11 protein-coding genes and 1 pseudogene are annotated in these 23,366 nt (G+C 61.0%); 4 read left to right on the top strand and 8 right to left on the bottom strand.

Annotated features, from left to right (window positions below):
- Positions 1–88: 88 nt before the first annotated feature.
- Positions 89–460, bottom strand: a complete 372-nt coding sequence (locus C4J91_RS12800; protein WP_124362665.1) for a hypothetical protein — start codon at positions 458–460, stop codon at positions 89–91.
- On the opposite strand from C4J91_RS12800, the gene C4J91_RS12795 reads away from it, so the two are divergent.
- Complete coding sequence (locus C4J91_RS12795) at positions 431–4,939, top strand: dermonecrotic toxin domain-containing protein (RefSeq protein ID WP_124362664.1); 4,509 nt, start codon at positions 431–433, stop codon at positions 4,937–4,939. The two genes, C4J91_RS12800 and C4J91_RS12795, sit on opposite strands and share 30 nt — an antisense overlap.
- Before the next feature lie 481 nt (positions 4,940–5,420).
- Complete coding sequence (locus C4J91_RS12790; RefSeq protein WP_124362663.1) at positions 5,421–9,992, top strand: dermonecrotic toxin domain-containing protein; 4,572 nt, start codon at positions 5,421–5,423, stop codon at positions 9,990–9,992.
- A 154-nt stretch (positions 9,993–10,146) separates the two neighbouring features.
- On the opposite strand, the gene C4J91_RS12785 is transcribed toward C4J91_RS12790, so the two are convergent.
- Positions 10,147–12,522 carry an RND family transporter gene (locus C4J91_RS12785; protein WP_124362662.1) on the bottom strand — a complete coding sequence of 792 codons (2,376 nt, stop codon included), beginning with the start codon at positions 12,520–12,522 and terminating at the stop codon, positions 10,147–10,149.
- Positions 12,523–12,537: 15 nt separating this feature from the next.
- The gene (locus C4J91_RS12780) at positions 12,538–13,578 is read right to left on the bottom strand and encodes a YCF48-related protein (protein WP_177412852.1); all 1,041 of its coding nucleotides are present in this window, start codon (positions 13,576–13,578) and stop codon (positions 12,538–12,540) included.
- Between the two features lie 180 nt (positions 13,579–13,758).
- Here C4J91_RS12780 and C4J91_RS12775 point away from each other — a divergent pair, with 180 nt between their 5' ends.
- On the top strand, positions 13,759–13,965 hold the full coding sequence (locus C4J91_RS12775; RefSeq protein ID WP_124362660.1) for a hypothetical protein: 207 nt from the start codon (positions 13,759–13,761) through the stop codon (positions 13,963–13,965).
- Complete coding sequence (locus C4J91_RS12770; RefSeq protein WP_124362659.1) at positions 13,958–15,073, top strand: Gfo/Idh/MocA family protein; 1,116 nt, start codon at positions 13,958–13,960, stop codon at positions 15,071–15,073. Before C4J91_RS12775 ends, C4J91_RS12770 begins: the two co-directional genes overlap by 8 nt.
- Before the next feature lie 114 nt (positions 15,074–15,187).
- On the opposite strand, the gene C4J91_RS12765 is transcribed toward C4J91_RS12770, so the two are convergent.
- The 5 genes and pseudogenes from C4J91_RS12765 to C4J91_RS12745 form a co-directional block, all read right to left on the bottom strand.
- Positions 15,188–16,891 carry an AMP-binding protein gene (locus C4J91_RS12765; protein ID WP_124362658.1) on the bottom strand — a complete coding sequence of 568 codons (1,704 nt, stop codon included), beginning with the start codon at positions 16,889–16,891 and terminating at the stop codon, positions 15,188–15,190.
- Positions 16,892–16,922: 31 nt separating this feature from the next.
- Positions 16,923–18,220 (bottom strand): annotated as a pseudogene (locus C4J91_RS12760) (acetyl-CoA C-acetyltransferase).
- Positions 18,213–19,121, bottom strand: a complete 909-nt coding sequence (locus C4J91_RS12755; protein ID WP_124362657.1) for a MaoC/PaaZ C-terminal domain-containing protein — start codon at positions 19,119–19,121, stop codon at positions 18,213–18,215. Before C4J91_RS12755 ends, C4J91_RS12760 begins: the two are co-directional and overlap by 8 nt.
- A gap of 3 nt (positions 19,122–19,124) precedes the next feature.
- Complete coding sequence (locus C4J91_RS12750; RefSeq protein ID WP_124362656.1) at positions 19,125–20,468, bottom strand: 3-oxoacyl-ACP reductase; 1,344 nt, start codon at positions 20,466–20,468, stop codon at positions 19,125–19,127.
- A gap of 138 nt (positions 20,469–20,606) precedes the next feature.
- The gene (locus tag C4J91_RS12745) at positions 20,607–23,132 is read right to left on the bottom strand and encodes an acyl-CoA dehydrogenase (protein ID WP_124362655.1); all 2,526 of its coding nucleotides are present in this window, start codon (positions 23,130–23,132) and stop codon (positions 20,607–20,609) included.
- Positions 23,133–23,366: the final 234 nt, after the last annotated feature.

The raw sequence follows: 23,366 nt of genomic DNA, 5'->3' as shown, positions 1-23,366 counted from the left end.
TACCACCCTCATTGATTGCAGACCCGCCACTCTGGCCCCAAAACGACAGCCCTTTATCCATAGAACGGAATCTGCCATGCCGGATATTTCATCCCCACCTCGTCCCCACCGCAGCAACCTGACGGCCGACGCCGTCGCGCACCAGTTTGCCAGCCGACCGACCCTGCACGATGTAGTCGAACAAGTTCTGCACCAGTCCATCCTTGAGCATTACCCGCCCCTGCTGCTGGACCTGAGCAAGGCCAAGGTCGCCAAACCCAATCAACGAAGCGGCTGGGACCTGAAACTGCTGACAGATGTTGCACTCGACTATCTGGCCAACAGTACGCCGATGGACTTTACCGCCCATGTGGACGGGCGGCGCTGCTTCCTGACCCAGCAAGCCCCCAGGCATCTGACTTATGAAGCCAACGGCCCCAAAGAACCGGACATGCGGGTTATCGAGCAGGTCATCGTCCAATTGGCTGACGCCCTGCCCCTCCACTTTCAGGAAGCACTGGCTGCCTACTGGAACCTCAACAGCGACACCGGCGTCAGCCGCTGGCAATGGCTGGGTGACCTGCTGGCCGGCAACCTGAGCAGTGCGGCCAGCCTGTGGGGCGAAGCACGCCGTGCGGCCCAGCACGCGCTCTTTGACCTGGCCCGCTACCCCGACCGTCGTGAGCGACAGGCCATGCCGCATCCAGACGGGTTTATCCATGCCTACTGCCTCGAAACCTGCCTGATTGCCAACGGCACCACCACACGCCTGCTGACGCCCGATATTCTGGTGGTGCAGGGAGACTTGACACTATTGTGCGCGGCTTCCGGGAGCGTCGAGGCGTACCCCTCAATGGAAGCCTTCAACCAGGCGTGGGGGAAACGCCTGGAAAGCCAGGTACTGGTCGATAAGATCATCATCAAACGCTATGAACCCGACGGCAATCTCTTCGATGTCCAGGCAGCCCTGCTGCTGAATCACCAGCTGGAAAACCTCGAAGCCATCCAACTGCCGACCCATGACGGTGTGCGACCTTTGGAAAAACTGTTCGCCGATATAACCGACCCCACGCCCTTCTTCAATGAGGCGCCCGTGCCTGATCCGATAAACCAGGCGGCGATCAAGGCGGCACTGCCCCAATGGCTACAGACGGCCAACGCCGGTGACCGGTTTGCCTATCGTCAGCTGCTGGTGGAACAGGCACGCCTGCGCCGGCAAACGGCAGGCGCGTCTTTTCTCGACGGGATCGAAAACCTGCATGATTTCACCGACCGCGCACTGCGCGAGCTGATACGCCTGGATCATCCCGAGTCCAGTGTCGAACCGGGCAACCTGGAGCTGACCTTTCATGTTCCGGTCGGGGATTTGCGCGGCGGTTATCTGAGCGCTGTGACCATGAGTCTTCGGGAGCTGGCGGTCAACAATCTGGCAGCCGCTCCACACGGCGCAATGACCCTTCGTGACACATCCGGAACACCGCTGCCGCCATGGCTGACGGCGGACTATATTCTCGGTGAAAAGGGCCTTTTCAGCAGTTCACCCGGGCTGGTCAGCCGGGTCAACATCGGCGAGCGTTATCCCCAGAAGATCCGTGAGCTGCTGCTCAGTGACAGCAGCGAATCGCGCCGTCGCGAGGCGCTGTTCGATCAGGCGTTGAGCGTACATTTGCCGCTTCAGGCGCTGGAACACAAGATTCGTGCCGAACACGGCTTCACGTTCCTGGGCTACCGCTACGTAAAGGCCTTGATGCAACGCGATGCACCCCGACGCGTTGTCGACGGGCAAGACATAGAGATCCATCCGCTGGCCTTCACCCGCACGCCTGATACCACTGCGGATATCGTCGACAACATGTTCATCATTGAGCCTCGCAACAGCGATGTCGGCCCTCATATTCTCTACCGACCGCTGTATCAGGACGCGCTGCGGGAGTTCGCAACCCGCCAGGCACTGTTCGATGCGATTGCCCAGCCCGGCGCCTTGCAAGACAGTGTACTGAGCTGGCTGCCGGAGAGTGCCCGGACGATCTATAGCAATGGTGGTTTCCTCAGCCCGCATATCCTGCGCTTTGGCCAAGGAGACGACACCGTTCAATGGGCTGCGCCCCCAGCCGCCCAATTGGCCCGCCCCTCCAACGGTGACGCGGTTCACGGTTCCCTGGCGCAGTCGCTGGCCTCCGGCAATCTGAGTCAGTACCTGTATGGCAGCAACGCCAGGACGCTGGTGGACCTGGCCGACCGGGACTCGGTCTCCAATACCGAGAGCCGCTGGAAGATCCTGCTGGAAGGCGGCTGGCTGCTGTTCAACACCCTGCTCATGCCGCTGCTGCGGGGGCCGGCCATGTTGGCAGGCTGGATGCTGCAATTGGCGACCAGCCTCCAACAGGATATCGCTGCGCTGCAAAGTGATGACGCCACAGCCAGGGAACTGGCCTGGGTGGATGTGTTGCTTAACATCGGGCTGATCCTGTTGCACGCAGGTTCCGGGGAGCATCCGGTCATCAAGCCCTCACAGCGTTCAGCCGACAACGATCGCCCGCTGATCCTCGCGGCCCTGCGTCGTGCACAGCCCGACACTTCACCGCAACCGACGGTACCTGTCGAGCAAGGTCCGATAGCACTGGCGGCCGAACCACCCGCCGGCGACAAGACGCTGGTGGACTTTATTCACTCCACCGCAAGGGATTCGTCCAGTCGACGACTGCTCAATGCCTTGCGTGAACTGAACGTCCCATGGCCGGAGCCGGCACCTTCAGCCGTCGAAATTGGACCCTACAAAGGGTTGTACCGTCTCGGTCATCAGTGGCACGCGTCGGTGGCGGGCCTGCTGTTTCGCGTCAGCATCGTTCCTGGGTTCGCTGAGGTTTTTATTATTCATCCGGAAAAACCCTCCCACCCGGGGTTCAGGCTCAAGACCGACGGACATGGGCATTGGGCGTTGGATCAAGGGCTGAAGCTGCGAGGGGGCGGTCCGAAAAACCGACTTAAGGCAAAGTTGGCGGAAATTGACCAAAAACGCACTGAGATCGGGGAAGACCTCAACCGGATAATTGATGCCGTGCGTCAAGAGACCACGCGCGTAATGCCTATCGACGACGCACTGAATGACACCAAACGGCAGTTTGAAAGAGCCCATGTTGAGCTGAAGGTTGCCTACGCCAAGTTGCGTTCATCACCTGAAGACAAGTCGCTGGTGGCTGAGCACGCAGCCCGGATGACCCAGTACTCAAGAGCACGCTTGAACTACAAGATCAGCGAAGAACAGTTTCATCAGACGACTGACGTTCTATTGCAACTGCGCCGAGACCTGATCAAGCGTTATCGGGAATTCAAGGCGGTGCAAAATCAGTTTGATGACGAATCGAAATGCATCGATCAATACCTGTCTATCCTCGCCGCCAATGAGCTGCGCATCAAACGCCTTGGCTCGTTTTACCACGCGTCTTTTTATTCTGATGAGGGGCAACCGCTGATCGAGTTGCAAAGGACGGCACACGATCCTGCGTCATCCGCCTATGTGCAGGATCTTATGGAGACCGTGTTTGCCGCGGCTGAACTGCATGCGCAGGCTATAACCGACCTTGAGAACACCCTCGAAGAAATGGTCAAGCTGCAGAAAAGCGGTGCCTCACAACGCACAAAATATCTCAATGCCGATCCGGTACGCAGATTTTACAACCGCATATATGTAGTCCTTGCGTCGCTGGATAAATTGACCGACCTGAGCATCGATCTGACGATTTCTGCTCAAACCCCACAAGAACAGTATCTCCTCAGTCTCTATGACAACTATCAGCGCGCCATGTCGTCGATAGAGGACAGTCACATAGATCTGCTCACCACCGAGGGGTTCACGTCCGGCGAGCACAAGGATGTGCTGAACAATCTGATCAAGCACTACAACAGACGCCTGCAAATCTGCCGCTCCCTGGTGGAACTTGACTCACCGCTGGTCCGCCCTCACTACATGACGCTGTTGATCGAACGCCTGGAAATCGCCAACAGCAATGCCGAGACCGAACTGGCCAACCTGTTGCGCGAGGAAGAATTCCTGCCGCCTCGGCAGGCCAGCTTGAAGCCGATAAAAACCGTGTCGCAAACCAAGCGGACCTTCAAATCACGGGACAAGGGGGCGCTGGTCGGCGATCTGCAACCGACCGAGGCCGGCACACCGTTTCCTACTATTGTCACGCGCAATCCGATCACCCAGCAAATCAGCGGCCGGTTCATGGAGCACCCCGCAGAAGGCTGGGTGGAAATCGTCGACGCCAAACCGGCAGCGCCCGCCCCCGCACCTCAGGTACGCGCCTTTGCAACGCTGCGTGGGGAAGGCAACAGGTTGATCGGTGAAGTCGGGGCCATCGAAAAGTCGATCGAATTCCAGAAACGCAAACTCAAGGACCCACTGCGCCGCGACGACCTCAACCCTCGTGACTGGAGCGATATGCTCGATTACCAGGCCAAAAGAATCGAGGCGATCGCCGATGAAATACACACCGCTCACCAGGACAAACCAGAGGTAGCGCAAACGGTGGCACGCCTGCGCGAGCAAGCCGGTGTGATCCGGCAGCAAGGCGTGCAGCACTGCATTGAAGGTTACAAGGCCCAACGCCCTCGGCAAGAAAACATCGACTACCTGCGCCGCCACGGCGCGGTGGATATCGGCCTGGTGCATGGCCCGCAACGAACAGCCGCCAAGGACTATGTCTCTGAGTTTGCCGTGCGCGAGAAAAATGCTCAGACCGTATTGTGGTATGCGCATTTTCACTACAGCAGCCCCACCAGCGCGGGCAGCGAATACACCGCCGCCCACTTGAAACGACCGGAACATCGTTTTTTGACGCTCAAGGATCTGATCGTGAAGGCAGGCGCAGACAGTAAATCCATCGTGCGCGACCTCTATAACCCCGTGACTGCCCCGCTGGATCAGCAACTCTTTTTGAGCCTATTGCCCGGATAAGCATAAGTATCGACACAACTCAGGTGAGCTCCTGTACCTGCGATGGCGAAGGGGCTCGATCCCGGACGGCCTCACAGCCGGCAGGTATAGAGCGGGTGAAACGCGGGCCAAATGTGGGAGCGGGCTTGCTCGCGAATGCGCTGTGTCAGTGAATACATCCTTGACTGAACCACCGCTTTCGCGAGCAAGCCCGCTCCCACAATTAAATCGCAATAAACCCGTTAAATACGTTTCGCCTGGCAGACCGTCACGGGAGCAAGCTCCCTCGCCACAGGGTTTCGCGTCGCATCAAAAGTTGTGTAGATACCCATGCCGGACAAGGCCTCGATGGCCCTGCCATTCGTGTGCCGCCGAGTAAAACCATTCCACCTGCTACCTGTAAAAAAGGACTTTTCATGCAAATACATACCCCCAAGAGCCCCGCCCCCTGACGGCAAAAGCTGTCAGCGCGCGATTTGCCGATCCGCCCGACCTGAATGATGTGATCAAACAGTTACTCGGCGAATCCATTACCGAAAAATACCCTTCCCTCACGATAGACCTGTCCAAGTCCTCTCTCTTCATTCCGCAAACCCACAATGAGTACAAGATTCGCCCGCTGCTACAAGCAGTGCGTGAGTATCTGGCCAGCGGTGCGATTCTGGACTTCAGCGACGTCGGCGATAAGTCTTACTACCTCTCAGTAGCACCGCCAAAACGTCTGAAACTGCCTGGCCTGACCCTGGAAAAGCTCGACATGAAGGTTATCGAGGCCTTGATCAAGGAGCTGCCCACAACCCTGCCCATCGCCCTGCAAAACGCGCTGCTCCAACATTGGAACAACGTCGTTCCCGATGCCTGGGGCTGGCTGAGCAATATGTTGATGGACACCCTCAGAATCAGCGCCATCAAGCAACCCGAACTGGGTGTCTGGCAACGTGAGACCGTGGATCAACTGATCACCCGCCCGGACCGCGAACGGCGAGTTGCGCAATACGGCCAGGAAGCGGTATTCGCCTACTGTCTTGAGACCACTATCGACAGTGCCCCCCAACGCGTCACCTTGCTGGGGCCGGAGATAGTCCTGACACGCACCATCAACGGCACCGCGCCAGCATTGCTATGTAAGGCTGGGGGGCGCATCGAGGCGTTCTCGTCCATGGACGCCTTGATACAAGCCTGGGGAGAGCATCTGAGCACCCAATACGTGGCGCAGCAAATCGTGACCCGACGCTATGAACCCGAAGGCAACATCTTCGATCACCAGGCCGCGATGATTTTCAATCAGCAGCAGGAAAATCTCGGCGCATTACGCCTGCCAGTCAACCAGGGCTTCGATGCGTTGCAATCGCTCTACCACGAAATTACCGACCCCGGGCAATACCTGCTCGACACACCGGATATCCAACCTGAGCTGCTGACCCTATTGCGTCCGCTGCTTCCGGACTGGCTGCGACAGGCCAGCGTCGACGATCAGTTTAGCTATCGTCGTTTGAGCCTGGCCCTGGCCAGTGCAAAACAGCGCGGGAACGGACGTACCTTTCTCAGCGACATCAAGGACCTCAAGACCTTTACAGTGGATGCGCTGCTGCAGGCGCTGCAACACGATGCCATACAGTTCAACACGCCGGCGCAGGTATCCGCCTTGCACCCCGACGACCTGGAACTGACGTTCGTGATTGCCGCCGGCTACCCCGGCACCGTCGGCATTATCCAACACAAGCGAATGAGTCTGACGGAGTTGGCCATCAACAACCTGGTGAGTGCGCCCAGCGGTCAATTGAGCATTGCCCATCGTCAGGGAGCGATACTGCCCTCCTGGCTGACCCCAGGCTATATCACCGGCTCCGCCGGTCTCATCGAGCGCGTGGACATCGGCACGTATTACCCCCAGATGCTCAACGAGCGTCTGCTGGAAAACATGGCCCAGGCACAAGAGCGTGAGGTGCTGTTCGCCGACCAACAGTCGGTGTATCTGCCTCTATTGGCCCTGGAGTTGAGCCTCAAGCAGGCATTCGGTCTGACACGTGCCGGTGCGTACATGGTTGAAGCGTTGATGCACACAGACGTTGCCGACCAGCGCGGTATCGTCATTCGCCACCTGTCACTGTTGCGCGAGCCCGGCGCCCAGCCGGACATCGTGAGCAACATGTACATCATCGAAGGGCAGGACACCGCTGAGGGATCACACATCCTGTACCGTCCCTTATATTCAGACCCGCTCCAGGAGTTCACCAGCCGGGAGGCGTTGTTCCAGGCCATCGCGCAACCCGGTGCCCTGCAAACCAGCGTGCTGACATGGCTGCCCGACAGCGCCCGATCGATTTACGCCAACGGCGGTTTTCAAGAACCGCACATCGTACATTTTCATCCTGGCGATGAGTTCACCTACATCAGGCCTCCCTCACCAGCCCAACTGGCCACGGGCAGCGATCAAGATGAATTGCACCAATGCCTGGTGACAGGCCGTTTGATGCAGTACCTCTACAGCGAAAACGCCCGGGCCCTGGTGGTGCAGGCAGACAGTGATTCGGTGTCCAACAGCGAAAGCCGCTGGCAAGTATTCCTGGAGGGGGCCAGCCTGCTGTTCAGTAACCTCCTGCTGCCCTTGTTGCGCGGTCCGGCCATGGTCACGGGTTGGTTGTTCAGCCTGTATGCCAGCCTTGGCAGCGACATCAGTGCCTTGAGTGATAGCGATCCAAAATCCCACGAGCTGGCGGCTATCGATATGCTGCTCAACCTCGGCCTGTTGCTGTTGGAGGGTATACCCAGCGTGAACCGGGCGCGACCGGTGGTAGCGACCGAATTCAAGGAGCACGCATTGGCGCCGCTACTGCCAAGACGCATAGCCGAACAGTGGCCGGTACCCAGCCCGCCGCGCATCCACCAAGCCGGCGTGTCGTTGCCTGGCGTGCTGCCGAAACCGGAAAATACCGTTCTGGATTTCAGCTTTTCCCAGACCCATGCGCTCACGGCCAGCCAACGCGCGCGCCTGACCGACTTCCGCGCCACGCCTCCGGCCACTGTGCCTGCGCCGATCTTGAACGGACCGCGCAAAGGTCTGTACCTGATCAATGACCTCTGGCACGCCCTGGTGGATTCACACTGGTTCCAGGTGACCCTGGAGCCCGACGGCGAGGTGGTGATCGTCGACTCCGCCGCACCGCAACGGCGTGGCCCGCATTTACGCACCGACACTCAGGGTGTCTGGTCCGTTGATATCCGGCTGCGTCTGCGCGGCGGCATGCCCCCCAAACGTATTGCCGCTGAACGCCAGCGGCGGGCGCAGCGGATCAGCCAATTGGAAGCCGAATACAACCAATTCATCAGTTTGCAAACAAACCGGCAAAGGGCAACCGACATTGCACAATCCGTCATGGAAAGCGCCGAGCGCGATAACCGCTTCAACGCCGCACAGCGAGCCGGCACTCGTCAGCGCTTCGACGGGGCGTTGCAACAGCAGACGACCGAGTATCGACAATTGCTGGAGAGCCTGAAGGAGCGTGATGAGCTGGGTATCCCGCTGGCAACCCGCACCGTCGTGTCCTTGATGGAAAACACCGTCAACAATGCGCGAAAACACTTCGTCATTGCCGAAAAAGATCGGTCGGCCCTTTACGATGCCAATAAGGACTTCACCGTCGCCGGTGCGCGGCTGAAACTTGCCGTCATCGGTGACCCTGTAGGTTATGAGCGGTTCATCAAGGACTCTCTGGAAATCAATGATCGTTCGATCCAATGGCTGGAATTGAGGGATCGCTATCTGGATGAACTGTTCAACCTGGGCGCCGCCGCCAGCGAGGTGCTTGCGCGGCTGACCCAGGACCGACCGAACGAAATCAGCGCTCTGGCAATCAAGGATCTGCAGATCCGCAGCCTCAAGCTGCTCGTGATCAAAGAATTTGGTCATCCGCTGTTCGACACCCTGGACAGTATTTTTACCCCCTTGCAGGAACAGGTGCGTACTCACAGTGAACTCAACGCCCTGGAACTGACGACTGAGGATCGCGTCAAGGTCTTGGAGAGCCTGGTAGAACACTATGGCCGCAGTGTGGACGCCTTGAAGGGGATCGGCATTGTCAATGCCGACGAACTGGAAAACGAGTACTTCGCCCGACTCTCAATGCGGGTAGAAGAACTCTATCAGCAGGCCGTCCAGCAATTGGCCGGTGAAGTCAAACCGGTGGTACAGCCTCGCCGGCGCGCACCCAAGCGCAATTTGGCAACGGCAGGAAGACCGACAAAAAAGGTCATCAAGACACCGAAACGCGGCACCTTGATCGGCGAGGTGAAATCCATCGGCAGTCTGGAGACCGTGGAGGTACGCTCCGAGATCGGTGACCAACTACTGGGCCTGTATTCGCAACGTGGCGATGAGTGGATAGCATTCACCGAGCCACTTGCTCCCAAACCACCCGCGGTGGCCCGTGGGCTGAGCATGGTCAAGGGTGAGGCGCGTAAATTACTGGCCATGCTCGATACCCATCTACGCAGGGGAGACGACTACCGCAAGGTTTCCAGACACCCTCAAGATGTGCAGGAAGTACTGCATTTCGAGGCTGCACGCTACGACAAACTTGCCACGGAACTGGATCAGGCCATCCAGGCGCTTCCCGCAGAGGCCCGCGTGGCAACCGACCAAGCGCTCGCGGCCGAAATGCGCCAGGCCGCCGTTCGCCTGACGACCAAGGGTGATGAGTTGCGGATTCAGCTGTGCCTGGAGCTGGCGCCCACCCATGGCAATCTTGAGTACCTGATCAGCCAGAAACGCGTCGGTGTGGCACGGTACGGTGAGCGCATTCAATTGAGTGGCGAGCGTCGCGACTTTGTACAGGAATATGCCGTCACTGACCTGAAGGGCTACCCGTTGTGGTATGCGCACTTTCACTACGCCAGTGCTGACGCCCCCAAAGCCAGCTACACCGCCGCGCACCTGAAAACCAGGGAGCAACGCAAGCAAAGCTATTACTCGCTGTTGGCCAAGGCACAAAGTGCCCAGGCCGTGGTCGATGTGCACCGTGGCTTGATCGACAAGGGGCTGGCCGAGCGCTGGTTCCTGCCGTTGGCGCCGTGATACGAAGCCCTGTGAAACATCGTTCACTGTAGGAGCGAGCTTGCTCGCGAAGAACCTGAGAGCGCCGCGTTCATTCAGGATGAGCGCGTTATCGTTGACGATCTTCGCGAGCAAGAACTGGGCGTCCCCCTCGCTCCTACAGGTTGTTTGCCGTTTAGTGGGCAAACAGCGAGTTGCCTTTCTGCCCCGCCAGCTTCTCGGGCTTGATCAGGAAGCGTGCCAGTGCCGGCAGCAGCCACAGTGCACCGAACATGTTCCACAACAGCATGAAAGTCAGCATCAGGCCCATGTCAGCCTGGAACTTGATGGCCGAGAAGATCCAGGTGCACACGCCGATGGCCAGGCACAAACCGGTAAACAGCACGGCTTTACCGGTGGACTTGAGGGTCTGGTAATAGGCTTCCTGCAACGGCAAGCCCGCGCGCAGGAAGCTTTCCAGGCGGCTGTAGATGTAGATGCCGTAGTCCACGCCGATCCCCACGCCCAGCGCCACCACCGGCAGGGTCGCGACCTTGACGCCGATGCCCATGAACGCCATCAGCGCATTGCCCAGCACCGAGGTCAGCACCAGGGGCAGCACGATGCACAGGGTCGCCGCCCAGGAACGGAAAGTGATCATGCACATGGTCGCCACGCACAGGTACACCAGGATCAGGATGGTCAGCTCCGACTCTTTGATCACCTCGTTGGTGGCCGCCTCGATCCCGGCGTTGCCGGCGGCGAGGATGAATTCCAGGCCGTCCTTGTTGTTCTCCTTGGCGAAGTCCTGCACCGCATGCACGGCGCGGTCGAGGGTCTCGGCCTTGTGGTCGTTGAGGAACACCAGCACCGGCGCCAGGGAGCAGTTGTTGTTGTACAGGCCGTCGGCGCGGGCGATGGAGTTGTTCAGCACGTCGGGGTTGCGCGACAGGGTTTCCCATTTCAGGTTGCCCTCGTTCATGCCTTTGATCATCTGCTTGGACACAGTGACCAGCGAGATCGCCGACTGCACGCCCTCGGTGTTCTGCATTTTCCACATCAATTGGTCAATCGGCGCCATGGCTTCATAGCGCGAACAACCTTCGGCGCGGGTCTTGACCATCACCACCAGCACGTCGGAGCTGGTCGAATAGTTGCTGATGATGAAGTTGTTGTCTTTGTTGTAGCGCGAGTCGGGGCGCAGTTCCGGCGCGCCCTGGTCGAGGTCGCCGATCTTGAGGTTCTGGCTGTACCAGAGGCCGCCGCCGAAGGCGAGCACGGCCAGGGCGATGGAGATGGGGGCGATTTTCGGGTTGGCAAAGTTCGACAGCAGGCGCCAGAACGGATGTTCGCGGTTCGCGTCCTTCTTGCTCCGGGCGATGGCCCGCGGGCTGATGCCGACATAGGAAATCGCCACCGGCAGCAGGATCAGGTTGGTGAACACGATCACCGCCACGCCGATGGACGCGCCGATCGCCAATTCGCGGATCACACCGATGTCGATGATCAGCAAGGTGATAAAGCCCACGGCATCGGCGAGGATTGCGATCATCCCCGGCAGGAACAGTTGCCGGAAGGTGCGCCGCGCGGCGGTCAGGGCGTTGTCTGCCTCACTCGACTGCAGGGCGATCCCGTTGATCTTTTGCACCCCGTGGGAGATGCCGATGGCGAAGATCAGGAACGGCACCAGCATCGAATACGGGTCCAGCCCGAAGCCGAAGAAGTGCATCAGCCCGAGCTGCCAGACCACCGCCACCAACGTGGTGCTGAGCACCGCGACGGTGCTGCGCAGGCAGTTGGTAAACCACAGCAGCAGGATCAGGGTGATGACGAAGGCGATGCCGAAAAACAGCACCACCATCACCAGGCCATCGATCAGGTCACCGACTTTCTTGGCGAAGCCGACGATGTGGATCTTGACGTTGGGGTTCTGCGCTTCGAACTTGTCGCGGATCTTGTCTTCGAGTTCATGGGAGAACTTGCGGTAATCCAGGGCCAGCAACTTGCCCTGGTCCTGCGGGTCTGGGTAGGACTCCAGCAGCGGGATATCGACGATGCTCGACTTGAAGTCGTTGGCCACCAGCCGGCCGACCTGGCCGGACTTGAGCACGTTGTTGCGCAACTGGTCGAGGCTTTGCGGCGAGCCGTTGTAGCTCTGCGGGATCACTTCACCGCCGGCGAAGCCTTCTTCGGTCACTTCGGTCCAGCGCACGCTGGGGCTCCACAACGACTTGAGGCCCGAGCGGTCGACGCCGGAGATATAGAACACCTCGTCGTTGATCTGGCGCAGGGTCTCCATGTACTCCTTCGTGAAAATGTCGCCGTCTTTGGCTTCCACCGAGATGCGCACGGTGTTGCCCAGGTTGGCCAGGTCGTTGCGGTGCTCCATCATCTTCTCGATGAAGGGGTGCTTGAGGGGGATCATCTTTTCAAAGCTGGTGGACGGGCGAATCAAGGTCGCCTGCCAGAACAGGAAGATACTCACCAGCAGGCAGATGACGATCACTGCCGGGCGGTTATTGAAAATCAGGCGCTCAAGAAAGGTCGCTTTATCGTTGTGATGACTGCTCATTCTTTCCCCGCCTTCTTATTGTTTTGTCGGTTCGGCGCCAGCAGCTGTAGCGACGCGAACGCCGCCCTGCCCGACCAGGACCAAGTTGCCGTTGCCGGCCGCAGTGACCGCCGAGAGTGAGATACGGTCCGGACGGTTGAACACGCTGAAGGTCTGGCCGTCGTCATGGCTGACCACCACGCTGCCGCCATTGCCGACGACGACGATGGCGCCATCCTCCAGCAAGGTCGCGCCGGACAAACCAAACTCCAGCGCTCCCCGCGCCGCGTTCAACTCGACGGGCTCCCAGGTGCTGCCGAAATCGGTGGAACGGTACAGGTTGCCGCGCAGGCCGTAGGCCAACAGCGTTTGCGCTTGAGCGGTGCCGATCACGCCAAACAACGAACCCTCATAGGGGCCTTCGAGTTTTTCCCAGGTCTGGCCGTCGTCGCTGGAGCGAAACATGCTGCCCTGCTCACCAACGATAAACAGGCCGGCGTCCTTGATGGAGGCGATGGCGTTGAGGTGGAACTGGTCTTCGTTGTCGAGGCGGTCGCTGACGTCTTCCCAGGTCTGGCCGCCGTCGGTGGTCTCGATCAGCGCACCGTAGGCGCCCACGGCCAGGCCGTGATTGGCGTCGTTGAACCACACATCGAGCAACGGCGCTTCGCGCTTGAGGTCCTGGTATTGCTGGGTCCAGCTGGCGCCGCCGTCGCTGCTGGCGAGTATTTGCGCATCATGGCCGACCGCCCAGCCGTGGCTGGCATCGACGAAGAACACCGCCGTGAGCAACTGCCGGGTGGGGACTTTGGCTTGGGTCCAGGTGCTGCCCTGGTCATCGGAATAGAGGATGTGCCCGCGATCACCCACCGCCACCAGGCGCTGGCCGGCGTGGACCACGTCAATCATCAGGCCTTTGGCGGCCTTGGGCGATTCAATCGCAAACACCGCTGCGGCGGGGGTATCGCTGGCGGCGTGGACGACGCTGGGTAACGCAACGGCGCCAAACAGCGAGAGCGCTGTGGCCAGCAACGCAAGCTTGCGTGCGGCGCGTGGGCGGCAAACAACCCAACCCATGACAGGCTCACTCATAGACCTTTCTCCCATTTATTATTGTTAGGTCGTGTTGCTTTGCGCGGGGCTCTGAAACCTGCAATCTAGAGCGCCTGACGCAAGCACGGGCCATCCTATCGGGCTTTGGAATCGTCTGACAATCGGCGCTACGTTATCTTTTGTTAACTGGCGGCGTTTGGCCACATGGTGAATATAGCTGCATCAGCTCAAATGATGATGTTATGGGACGCGGAGCGTCTCTGGCGGCGTTACCACGCAGAGCGTGGGAACGAGCATCATGGCGCCATGCGGGATAATGAATTTTTATTCCATCTATTGAATTTTGAGAATATTTATTCCATTAATACGCTTCCTGAAAACAATAATCCAAAGGACCACGGCGATGCGTGAACTCGGAATCGGCTTGATCGGCACAGGCTTCATGGGGCGCGCCCACGCGCTGGCGTTCAACAACGCTCGGGCGGTGTTCGAACTGCCCGTCACGCTCACACTGGCGGCCCTGGCCGATGCCGACGCCGAGCGCGCGCAGCGTTGCGCCAGCGCCTGGGGGTTTGCCCAGGCCCATGCCGACTGGCAGGCGCTGATCGACGATCCCAAGGTCGATGTTGTGGCCATCACGACCCCCAACCACCTCCACTACCCGATGGCCATGGCTGCGATTGCGGCCGGCAAGGCGGTGTATTGCGAGAAGCCGCTGGCCGTCAGCCTGGAACAGGCCGATGCCATGCGTCGAGCTGCCAGCGCGGCCGGTGTGGTGACGCGCGTGGGTTACAACTACCAGCACAACCCGATGATCGTGCTGGCGCGACAGATGATTGCCAGCGGCGAGCTTGGCGAGATCATCAGTTTCCAGGGCGAATTCAGCGAAGACTTCATGGCCGACCCGGCCTCGCCCTGGTCGTGGCGCTGCGAGGTAGGACACGCTGGCGGCGCGCTGGCGGACCTGGGCAGCCATTTACTGTCGATGGCCCATTACCTGGTGGGCGATGTGGCCAGCGTGTGCGCCGATACCCACACCGTCCACGCTCAACGACCGGCCCTCAAAGGCAGCCATGAACTCAAGAGCATCGCCGTGGATGACCAGGTGCATGCCCTGCTGCGTTTTGCCAACGGCGCGCGCGGCACGGTGAGCAGCAGTTGGCTCAAGCATGGCTATAAGAATCACCTGAGCTTCGAAATCAGCGGGACCCTGGGCACGCTGGCGTTCGATCAGGAGCGCTTGAACGAGCTGCGCCTGTGCCGAGCCGGCCAGGATGGCTTCCAGCGCTTACTCGCCGGCCCGGCCCTGCCCGGCTATGCCGCGTTCAGCCCGGCGGCGGGCCACCAGCTGGGGTACAACGAGTTGAAGACGCTGGAGGTTCACGAACTGATCATGGCGCTGGCGGGGCAAGGTGTGGATGGCACTGATTTTGAAACGGCGTGGGCGGTGGAGCGGCTGGCGACGGCGATTCGTGTGGCGGCGCTTGAAGAGCGCTGGGTCGAAGTGAACTCAATCTAAATGTGGGAGGGGGCTTGCTCCCGATGGCGGTGGTTCAGCCAATACATGAGTCGGCTGATACACCGCTATCGGGAGCAAGCCCCCTCCCACATTTGATCGCAGTCGCCTTCAATATCAGCGCAAGGCTCGGCGCAGTACTTTGCCCACCGTGGTTTTGGGCAGTTCGGTGGTGCGGAACTCCACATAACGCGGGACCTTGTAGCCGGTCAGATATTCCCGGCAATGGGCGAGGATTTGCTCCTGGGTCAGGCTCGGGTCCTTGCGCACCACGATGATCTTGACCTTCTCGCCGGTCACGCCATCTTCCACACCGATCGCCGCTACTTCCGCCACCCCTGGATGCATCGCCACCACGTCCTCGATTTCGTTCGGGTATACGTTGAAACCCGAGACCAGGATCATGTCCTTCTTGCGATCCACCAGGCGGATGTAGCCGCGCTCATCCATCACGCCGATGTCACCGGTCGACAACCAGCCCTCGGCATCCAGCACTTCGGCGGTTTCCTTCGGGCGCTTCCAGTAGCCCTGCATCACTTGCGGCCCGCGCACTTGCAGTTCGCCTTGCTCGCCGATTTCGGCCATTTCGCCGTCTTCACGAACGAAGCGCACCCAGGTCGACGGCAAGGGCACGCCGATGCTGCCGGTGAATTCCATCTCGCGCATGCGGTTGATGTCGATGGGGCTGATGCTCACCACCGGGGAACACTCGGTCAGCCCGTAGCCCTCGACGATCGGCAAGCCGGTGACTTCCTTCCAGCGCTTGGCCACCGCTGTGTGCGTGGCCATGCCCCCGGCGATCACCATGCGCAGGTCGGAAAAGTCCCGCGCGCAGAAATCCTTGTTCTCCAGCAAACCGTTAAACAGCGTGTTGACCCCGGCGATCCCGTTGAAGCGTTCCTTGCGCAGGATCATCTGCACCCGCTTCACGTCCCGTGGGTTGGCGATCAGGATATTGCGCCCGCCCAGGCACATGAACATCAGGCAGTTCACCGTCAAAGAAAAGATGTGGTACAGCGGCAGCAAGGTGACGTTGGTCTCCTGCTTGTCCTGGTCCAGTTGATTACCGACCCAGGCCTTGGCTTGCAACAGGTTGGCAATAATATTGCGATGGCTGAGCATCACGCCTTTGGCATCGCCGGTGGTGCCGCCGGTGTATTGCAGGAAGGCCAGCTCATCGCGACTTATGCTGACGGGCAAAAAATTGAGCGCCCGCCCCTGTTTCAGCACCTGGTTGAAACGCACCGAGCCAGGCAGCGTGAAGGCCGGCACCTGCTTCTGCACGCTGCGCAGGATGAAGTTCATCGCCGCGCCCTTGAAGGTGCCGAGCAGGTCGCCGATGGCCGCCACCACCACGCGCTTGACACTGCTACCGGCGATGACCTTTTCCAGGGTGTGGGCGAAGTTTTCGAAGATCACCACGGTCTCGGCGCTACTGTCCTTGAGCAGGTGCTTGAGTTCATGGGCGGTGTACAACGGATTGACGTTGACCACCACCGCGCCGGCCAGGATCGTGCCCAGCAGGCAGATCGGGTACTGCAGGCAATTGGGCATCATCAACGCGACGCGGTCGCCCTTCTTCACCCCCTGGCCCTGCAGCCAGGCGGCAAATGCGCTGCCCTGGATGTGCCAGTCGGCGTAAGTCATGGGCGTGCCGATGCTGACATACGCCACCCGCTCGCGGAATTTTTCCAGGTGTTCCACGAACACTTCGCGCAACGAGGGGTAAGCCTCGATAGCGGCATCGATGTCCGCCGGCACGCCGGGCAGGTAGGCGTTCAACCAGATGCGTTCGGTGTGTTCCAGGCTGATGGCGTTCATGGCTGCGTCCTTATTGTTGTTGTGGATAGGGCTACTTTTCGACGATGGCGGCAATACCCAGCCCGCCTGCCGCACAGATCGAGATCAAGCCGCGACCGCCGCCGCGCTCATGGATGGCCTTGGCCAACGCCGCCAGTTGCCGGCCACCGGTGGCGGCAAACGGATGGCCGCAGCCCAGCGAACCGCCGTTGACATTCATTTTTGCGCGGTCGATGGCGCCCAGCGGTGCGTCCAGGCCCAGCCGCTCGCGGCAGTAGTCGGGGTCTTCCCAGGCCTTGAGCGTGCACAGCACCTGGGCGGCGAATGCTTCGTGGATTTCGAAGAAATCAAAATCGGCAAAGCCCAGGCCTTCGCGCTTGAGCATGCGCGGTACGGCGTAGGCCGGGGCCATCAACAGGCCTTCGGTGCCGTCGACGAAATTCACCGCCGCCGTTTCGCCGGTGCGCAGGTAGGCCAGCACCGGCCAGCCATTGGCAGCGGCCCACGCTTCGCTGGCCAGCAACACCACCGAAGCGCCGTCGGTCAGGGGCGTTGAGTTGCCGGCGGTGAGCGTGCCGTCCTGGCGGTCGAAGGCCGGCGCCAGGCTGGCGAGTTTTTCCACGCTGATGTCGGCGCGCAGGTTGTTGTCTCGTGCGAGGCCCCGATGGGGCTGATCAGATCGTCGAAGAAACCGCGCTTATAGGCCGCGTCGAGGCGTTGGTGACTGGCGAGGGTCAACTCATCCTGGGCCAGGCGCTTGATCTGCCAGCGCCTGGCCATTTCTTCGCAGTGCTCGCCCATCGACAAGCCGGTGCGCGGCTCGCCATTGCGCGGCAGCAGCGGCTTGAACAGCATCGAGGGGCGCACCTTCAACAAGGCCTTCAGTTTGTCGCCCATGCCCTTGGCCCGATTGGCCGCAAGCAAGGTGTGGCGCAGGGATTCGTTGATGCCAATGGGCGCGTCGGAGGTGGTGTCCGCGCCTCCCGCGATACCCACTTCGATCTGGCCAAGCGCGATTTTATTGGCCACCAGCAACGCGGCTTCCAGGCCCGTGCCGCAGGCCTGCTGCACATCGTAGGCCGGAGTCTGCGCGCACAGCGTGGTCGACAGCAGTGACTCGCGCGCCAGGTTGAAATCGCGCGAATGCTTGATCACCGCACCGGCGACGAATTCGCCCAGGCGCTGACCGTGCAGGTTGTAGCGATCCACCAGGCCTTGCAAGGCGGCCACCAGCAAGTCCTGGTTACTGTCATGGGCATACACGGTATTGGAACGGGCAAACGGCAGGCGGTTACCGCCGATGATCGCCACGCGTCGGGTCGGTGGCGGATTGAAGCTGTAGTCACTCATGTAAGGCTCTCATTCCAGGCGTTTGATCCCACAGCAACAACCCGCGCATATGCGGTTTGTCGCCGGCCACATTGCGCACTTCGAATTCCCGAAGCGGGCCGGTCACGGGGCGGCCCCACAGGGCGACCTGGCCGGGCAGGAAGATCGGCAACTTGAAATCGCAGTGGGCCTCGGCGTGGTCCAGGCCACCCGGTGGCTGCTGTGCCGCCAGCGCACGGCCCAGGGTCCACATGCCGTGGGCGATGGCGCGGCGAAAGCCGAAAAGTTTCGCGCCCATCACCGAGGTATGGATCGGGTTGAAGTCCCCCGAGACCTTGGCAAATTGGCGCCCCAGATCGGCGGGCAATACCCAGCGCTGGGTGCGTAGCAAGCCCTCGTCCTGTAACGGCAGTGCGTCCACCCACCGCTCCCCGACGGGATTTTTCACATTCCGGCGCAGGTACAGGCTGTCGCTTTCCCATACCAGGGCGCCCGCGCCGTAGGCACGGGTCGCGATGCTCAACGCCTGCCCCTTTGGATGGGCAACCCAGCGTTCGCAAAACACTTCCAGGCGCAGCGCCTGGCCTTCATGCAAACGTTGGTGCTGGCGAATACGATTGGCCAAATGCACCATGCCGCTGGCCGGGTACGGGAAGCCGGGTCGGGTCAGCAGCATCAAGTGCAAAGGGAACGCCAGCACGTGGGGATAGGACAGCGGCACGCCTTGCTCGCGACGAAAGCCACAGGCACGCGCATACGCCGCGATGGCGGCGCTCGACAGTTCCACCGCCGGGCGTACCAGACGCTCCTTGGGCAATGGCGGCGCGGACCCAGGCTCGGGCTTGCGCAAGCCACGCACAGCGTCGAGCACCAGTTGGATGCGCGAGGGTGGCGGGTCGATGATCTGGGTCACATAGTCCATGGTTCAGGCTCCCAGCAGGCTTTGGCCGCACACCCGCACCACCTGGCCGTTGACCCCACCGGACGCCGGATGCGCCAGCCAGGCGATGGTCTCGGCCACATCGACCGGTTGGCCGCCTTGAAGCAAGGAATTCATACGCCGCCCAGCCTCGCGGATCAACAGCGGGACTTTCGCGGTCATCTGCGTCTCGATAAACCCTGGCGCCACCGCATTCACCGTCACCTGCTGTGCCGCCGCACGCGGGGCCAGCCCCTGCACCAGGCCGATCACCCCGGCCTTGGACGTGGCGTAGTTGCTCTGCCCGAGGTTGCCGGCGATACCGGAAATCGACGAGACGCACACAATCCGCCCACCGGGGTTCAGGCCGTGGTTGTCCAGCAGCGCCTGGCTGAGCTGCAACGGCGCCTCGAGGTTGACCGCCAGCACACTGCGCCAGGCGGTTTCGGTCATCTTGGCGATGGTCTTGTCGCGGGTGATTCCGGCATTGTGGACCACCACATCGAAGGCGCCATACTGGCTGACATGCGCCTGCAATAACGCGGCGGCATCCGGCGCGGTGATGTCCAGGGGCAATGCCGAACCGTCCACACTGTCGGCGGCCTGCTGCAGCGCCGACTGGGCCTGAGGCACGTCGACGCACACCACATGGGCACCGTCGCGCGCCAACACCTGGGCGATGGCCAGGCCGATGCCGCGGGAGGCACCGGTCACCAAGGCGCGACGGCCGGCGAACGGTTTGTCCCAGTGAAGGGTGATGTGACTGTCCACCGGCTTCTGGAGGCGTATCACTTGCCCCGACACATAAGCCGAACGGCGCGACAGGAAAAAACGCAGGCTGCTGTCCAACGCGTCTTCGGCGCCCGGCGCCACGTAGATCAATTGCACGGTGATCGCCCGGCGCAGCTCCTTGCCCAGCGAGCGCACCAGCCCCTCGAGCGCGCGCTGGGCGACGGCCTGGGGCAAGTCCTGGCAATGTTCCGGTGCGGTGCCGAGTACCACCACGCGCGCGTGTTGGCTCAGGCGTCTGGCGTTGGCGTGAAAGAATGTATAGAGCTCATCCAGGTGCTGCAGGTCGGCCACGTGCGTGGCATCGAACACCGCGCCCTGCACCTTCACCGTCGACGGCGCCTTGACGGTCGCCGCGGTGGCGGCGACGGTGTCGGTGTTGCTGAAGAGGCGATGTACGTGCTCGGTCAGGCGCCCTGCCCCGGCGACGATGACCGGGTTGGTCAACCCGTGCTGGCCGCTGCGATGGCGTTGCAGGGGCAAGGGTTGCGGCAAGCCAACGGCCTGGGCCAGGCGGCGCCCCCAGGGGGAATTGACGAAAGAAAGGTAGCGGTCACTCATAACACAAATCCTGCTTTGTAAATCCGATCAAATGTGGGAGGGGGCTTGCCCCCGATAGCTGAGTGTCAGTCAGTGAATCTGCATCTGAGCCACCGCTATCGGGAGCAAGCCCCCTCCCACATTGGGACCGCGTTTGGATTAATTGACCGAAGCGTTCTCGCTTTGGCTGGCGCGACGTTTGGCGGCGGGCTCCAACGCCTGCTTGCGCTGCTGCAGGGCCTCGAGCAAACCGAAGTCCTGCGGGAAATCGTCGACCTGGATGCCGTGGTCGGCGTATTCCACATAGCGTGCGAGCAAAGCGTCTTCGTCGTCGCTGATCAGATCCAACGCCCGTGCCTTGACGCGCCAGCCGGTAAAGGCCGCAGACGAAATCGGCATCGGCGCGAGCACGCCCTGCTTGATGACGGGCTTGAGCCGTGCCTCGATCAGCTCCACCTGGGGCAACAGGCGGAACCCCAATTCGCCATAGGCCAGCTTGTCGATTTCCGGGCGCGGAATGTAGGAGTTGGCGAGCAAACGGTCGCGGGTTTCGCCGGGGGTCTGTACGACCTCGGCGACTTGGGCCAACAGGCGATCCGACGGTTTGCGCAAAGGAATGCCAAACGGGAAACTCAAGGCCCGCAGCACCGCCGCAGCGGCTTTGGACGGGTAATTGTCGAGCACTTCGGCCAGCGCTTCATGGGCGCGCAGCAATGCGTCCTGGGCCGCCCAATGCACCAGCGGCAAGTCGGCCTGGGGCCGGCCGTCGTCCTCAAAGCGCTTGAGCACGCAAGACAGGATGTACAACTGCGACAGCATATCGCCCAGGCGCCCGGTGATACTTTCCTTGCGCTTGAGGGCGCCCCCCAGCACCCCCATGGAAACATCCGAGACCAATGCCAGCACCACCGACAGACGATTGGCCTGGCGGTAGTAGGAAGCCAGCGCCGGGTCAGTCTTGGCCGGCGCAGAAAGCAGCCGGCCAGCGGTCAGCGCATGTACCGTGGCACGCACGGTGTTGGCCAGTACAAAACTCACATGGCCGAACATCGCGCTGTCGAACGCCTGCAGGGCCTTGCGCTGGTCCGGGTTGCGCGCCGCTTCCATTTCGCGCAGCACATAGGGATGGCAGCGGATCAGGCCCTGGCCGTAGATGATCAGGCAGCGGGTCATGATGTTCGCGCCTTCCACGGTGATGGCGATGGGGCTTTGCTGATAGGCGCGCGCCAGGAAATTATTGGGCCCCATGCAGATGCCCTTGCCGGCGACGATGTCCATGCCATCGTTGACGATCATTCGCGCGCGCTCGGTGACGTGGTATTTGGCGATGGCCGAGATGACCGAAGGTTTCTCGCCGGCATCCAGGGACGCCACCGACACCTTGCGCACCGCATCACAGGCATACAAGTGCCCGGCCATGCGGGCCAACGGTGCCTGCACCCCTTCGAACTTGCCGATGGGCAGGCCGAACTGCTTACGCATCGCAGCGTAGGCGGTGGTGCCACGGACTGCCACTTTGCCCAGACCGACGTTGGCCGACGGCAGTGAAATCGCCCTGCCCGCCGCCAGGCATTCCATCAGCATGCGCCAGCCGTTGCCAACTTGTTCGCGACCGCCGATCACCCATTCCAGCGGAATGAACACATCCTTGCCGGTGGTCGGACCGTTCTGGAATACCGCATTCAGCGGCCAGTGGCGACGGCCGCTGTTCACGCCTGGATGGGAGGTGGGAATCAGCGCGCAGGTGATGCCCAAGGCACCTGCGGCACCGAGCAAACCGTCCGGGTCCTCGGCACGGAACGCCAGGCCCAGCACCGTGGCAATCGGGCCGAGGGTGATGTAACGCTTGTCCCAGGTCACGCTGAACCCCAGCACCTCCTCGCCTTCGTGCATGCCCTTGCACACAATCCCCACGTCGGGAATGGCCCCGGCATCGGAGCCGGCATATGGGCTGGTCAGCGCAAAGCACGGAATATCCTCACCCCGCGCCAGACGCGGCAGGTAATAGTTGCGCTGGGCCTCGGTGCCGTAATGCAGCAGCAGTTCGGCGGGCCCCAGGGAGTTGGGCACCATCACCGAAATGGCCGCGGCCGAACAGCGGGTCGACAGCTTCATCACCACTTGTGAGTGCGCGTAGTGGGAGAAGCCTTTGCCGCCGTACTGCTTGGGAATGATCATGCCGAGAAAGCCGGCATCCTTGGTGTACTGCCAGCCCTCGGGGGACATGTCTTGCCACACCTGAGTGGTTTCCCAATCGTTGGCGATGTCGCACAGGGTTTCGACTTCGTTGTCGAGGAACGCCTGCTCCTCGGCACTCAGGCTGGCCGGCGCGGCTTGCAGCAGGCGCTGCCAGTTGGGCTTGCCGCTGAACAGCTCGGCGTCCCACCACACGGTTCCCGATTCGATGGCCGCACGTTCGGTGTCGGACATCGCCGGCATGATCGTACGAAACAGCCCCAGGGCCTTGCGGGTCAACAGCACGCGGCGCAGGGGTTTGATCGCCAGCAACAAGGCCGGCAACACCACCAGCACCGCTGCGACGGTAGCGCCGAATGCGGCCACTGCGTTGAACAGATAGCCAGCCGCCAGCCATACCAGGCCGGCGCCCAGCCACAGGGTGGCAGCGGCTTGTCGATACGCCAGGGCAATCGCCGTAACGAAACCCACCAATAACCAGATAACCATGGGATACCTCTACTTGATTCAGGGCGTGGCACCCGTGCGGACCGCTCGGATTGAGCGGGGCGTAGAGCCACACTACAAACTCGGGAAAATAAATTCAAATTTTGTTTTGAAATTTTTATTTAATGGTCAGGCGAAAATATTCAGGGCTGAACGAGGCAGCCTAATTGCATCAGTCATGTGGCTCCGATTAGGTTCTGCGGATTGTTCTGTAAGCGTGTCAGTGTGCGCCGGGTC

The sequence above is a fragment of the Pseudomonas sp. R3-52-08 genome, from assembly GCF_003851745.1.
GTDB lineage: Bacteria > Pseudomonadota > Gammaproteobacteria > Pseudomonadales > Pseudomonadaceae > Aquipseudomonas.
The sequence above is the reverse complement of the archived record's forward strand: the minus strand, read 5'-3'. Positions and strand labels throughout refer to the sequence as shown.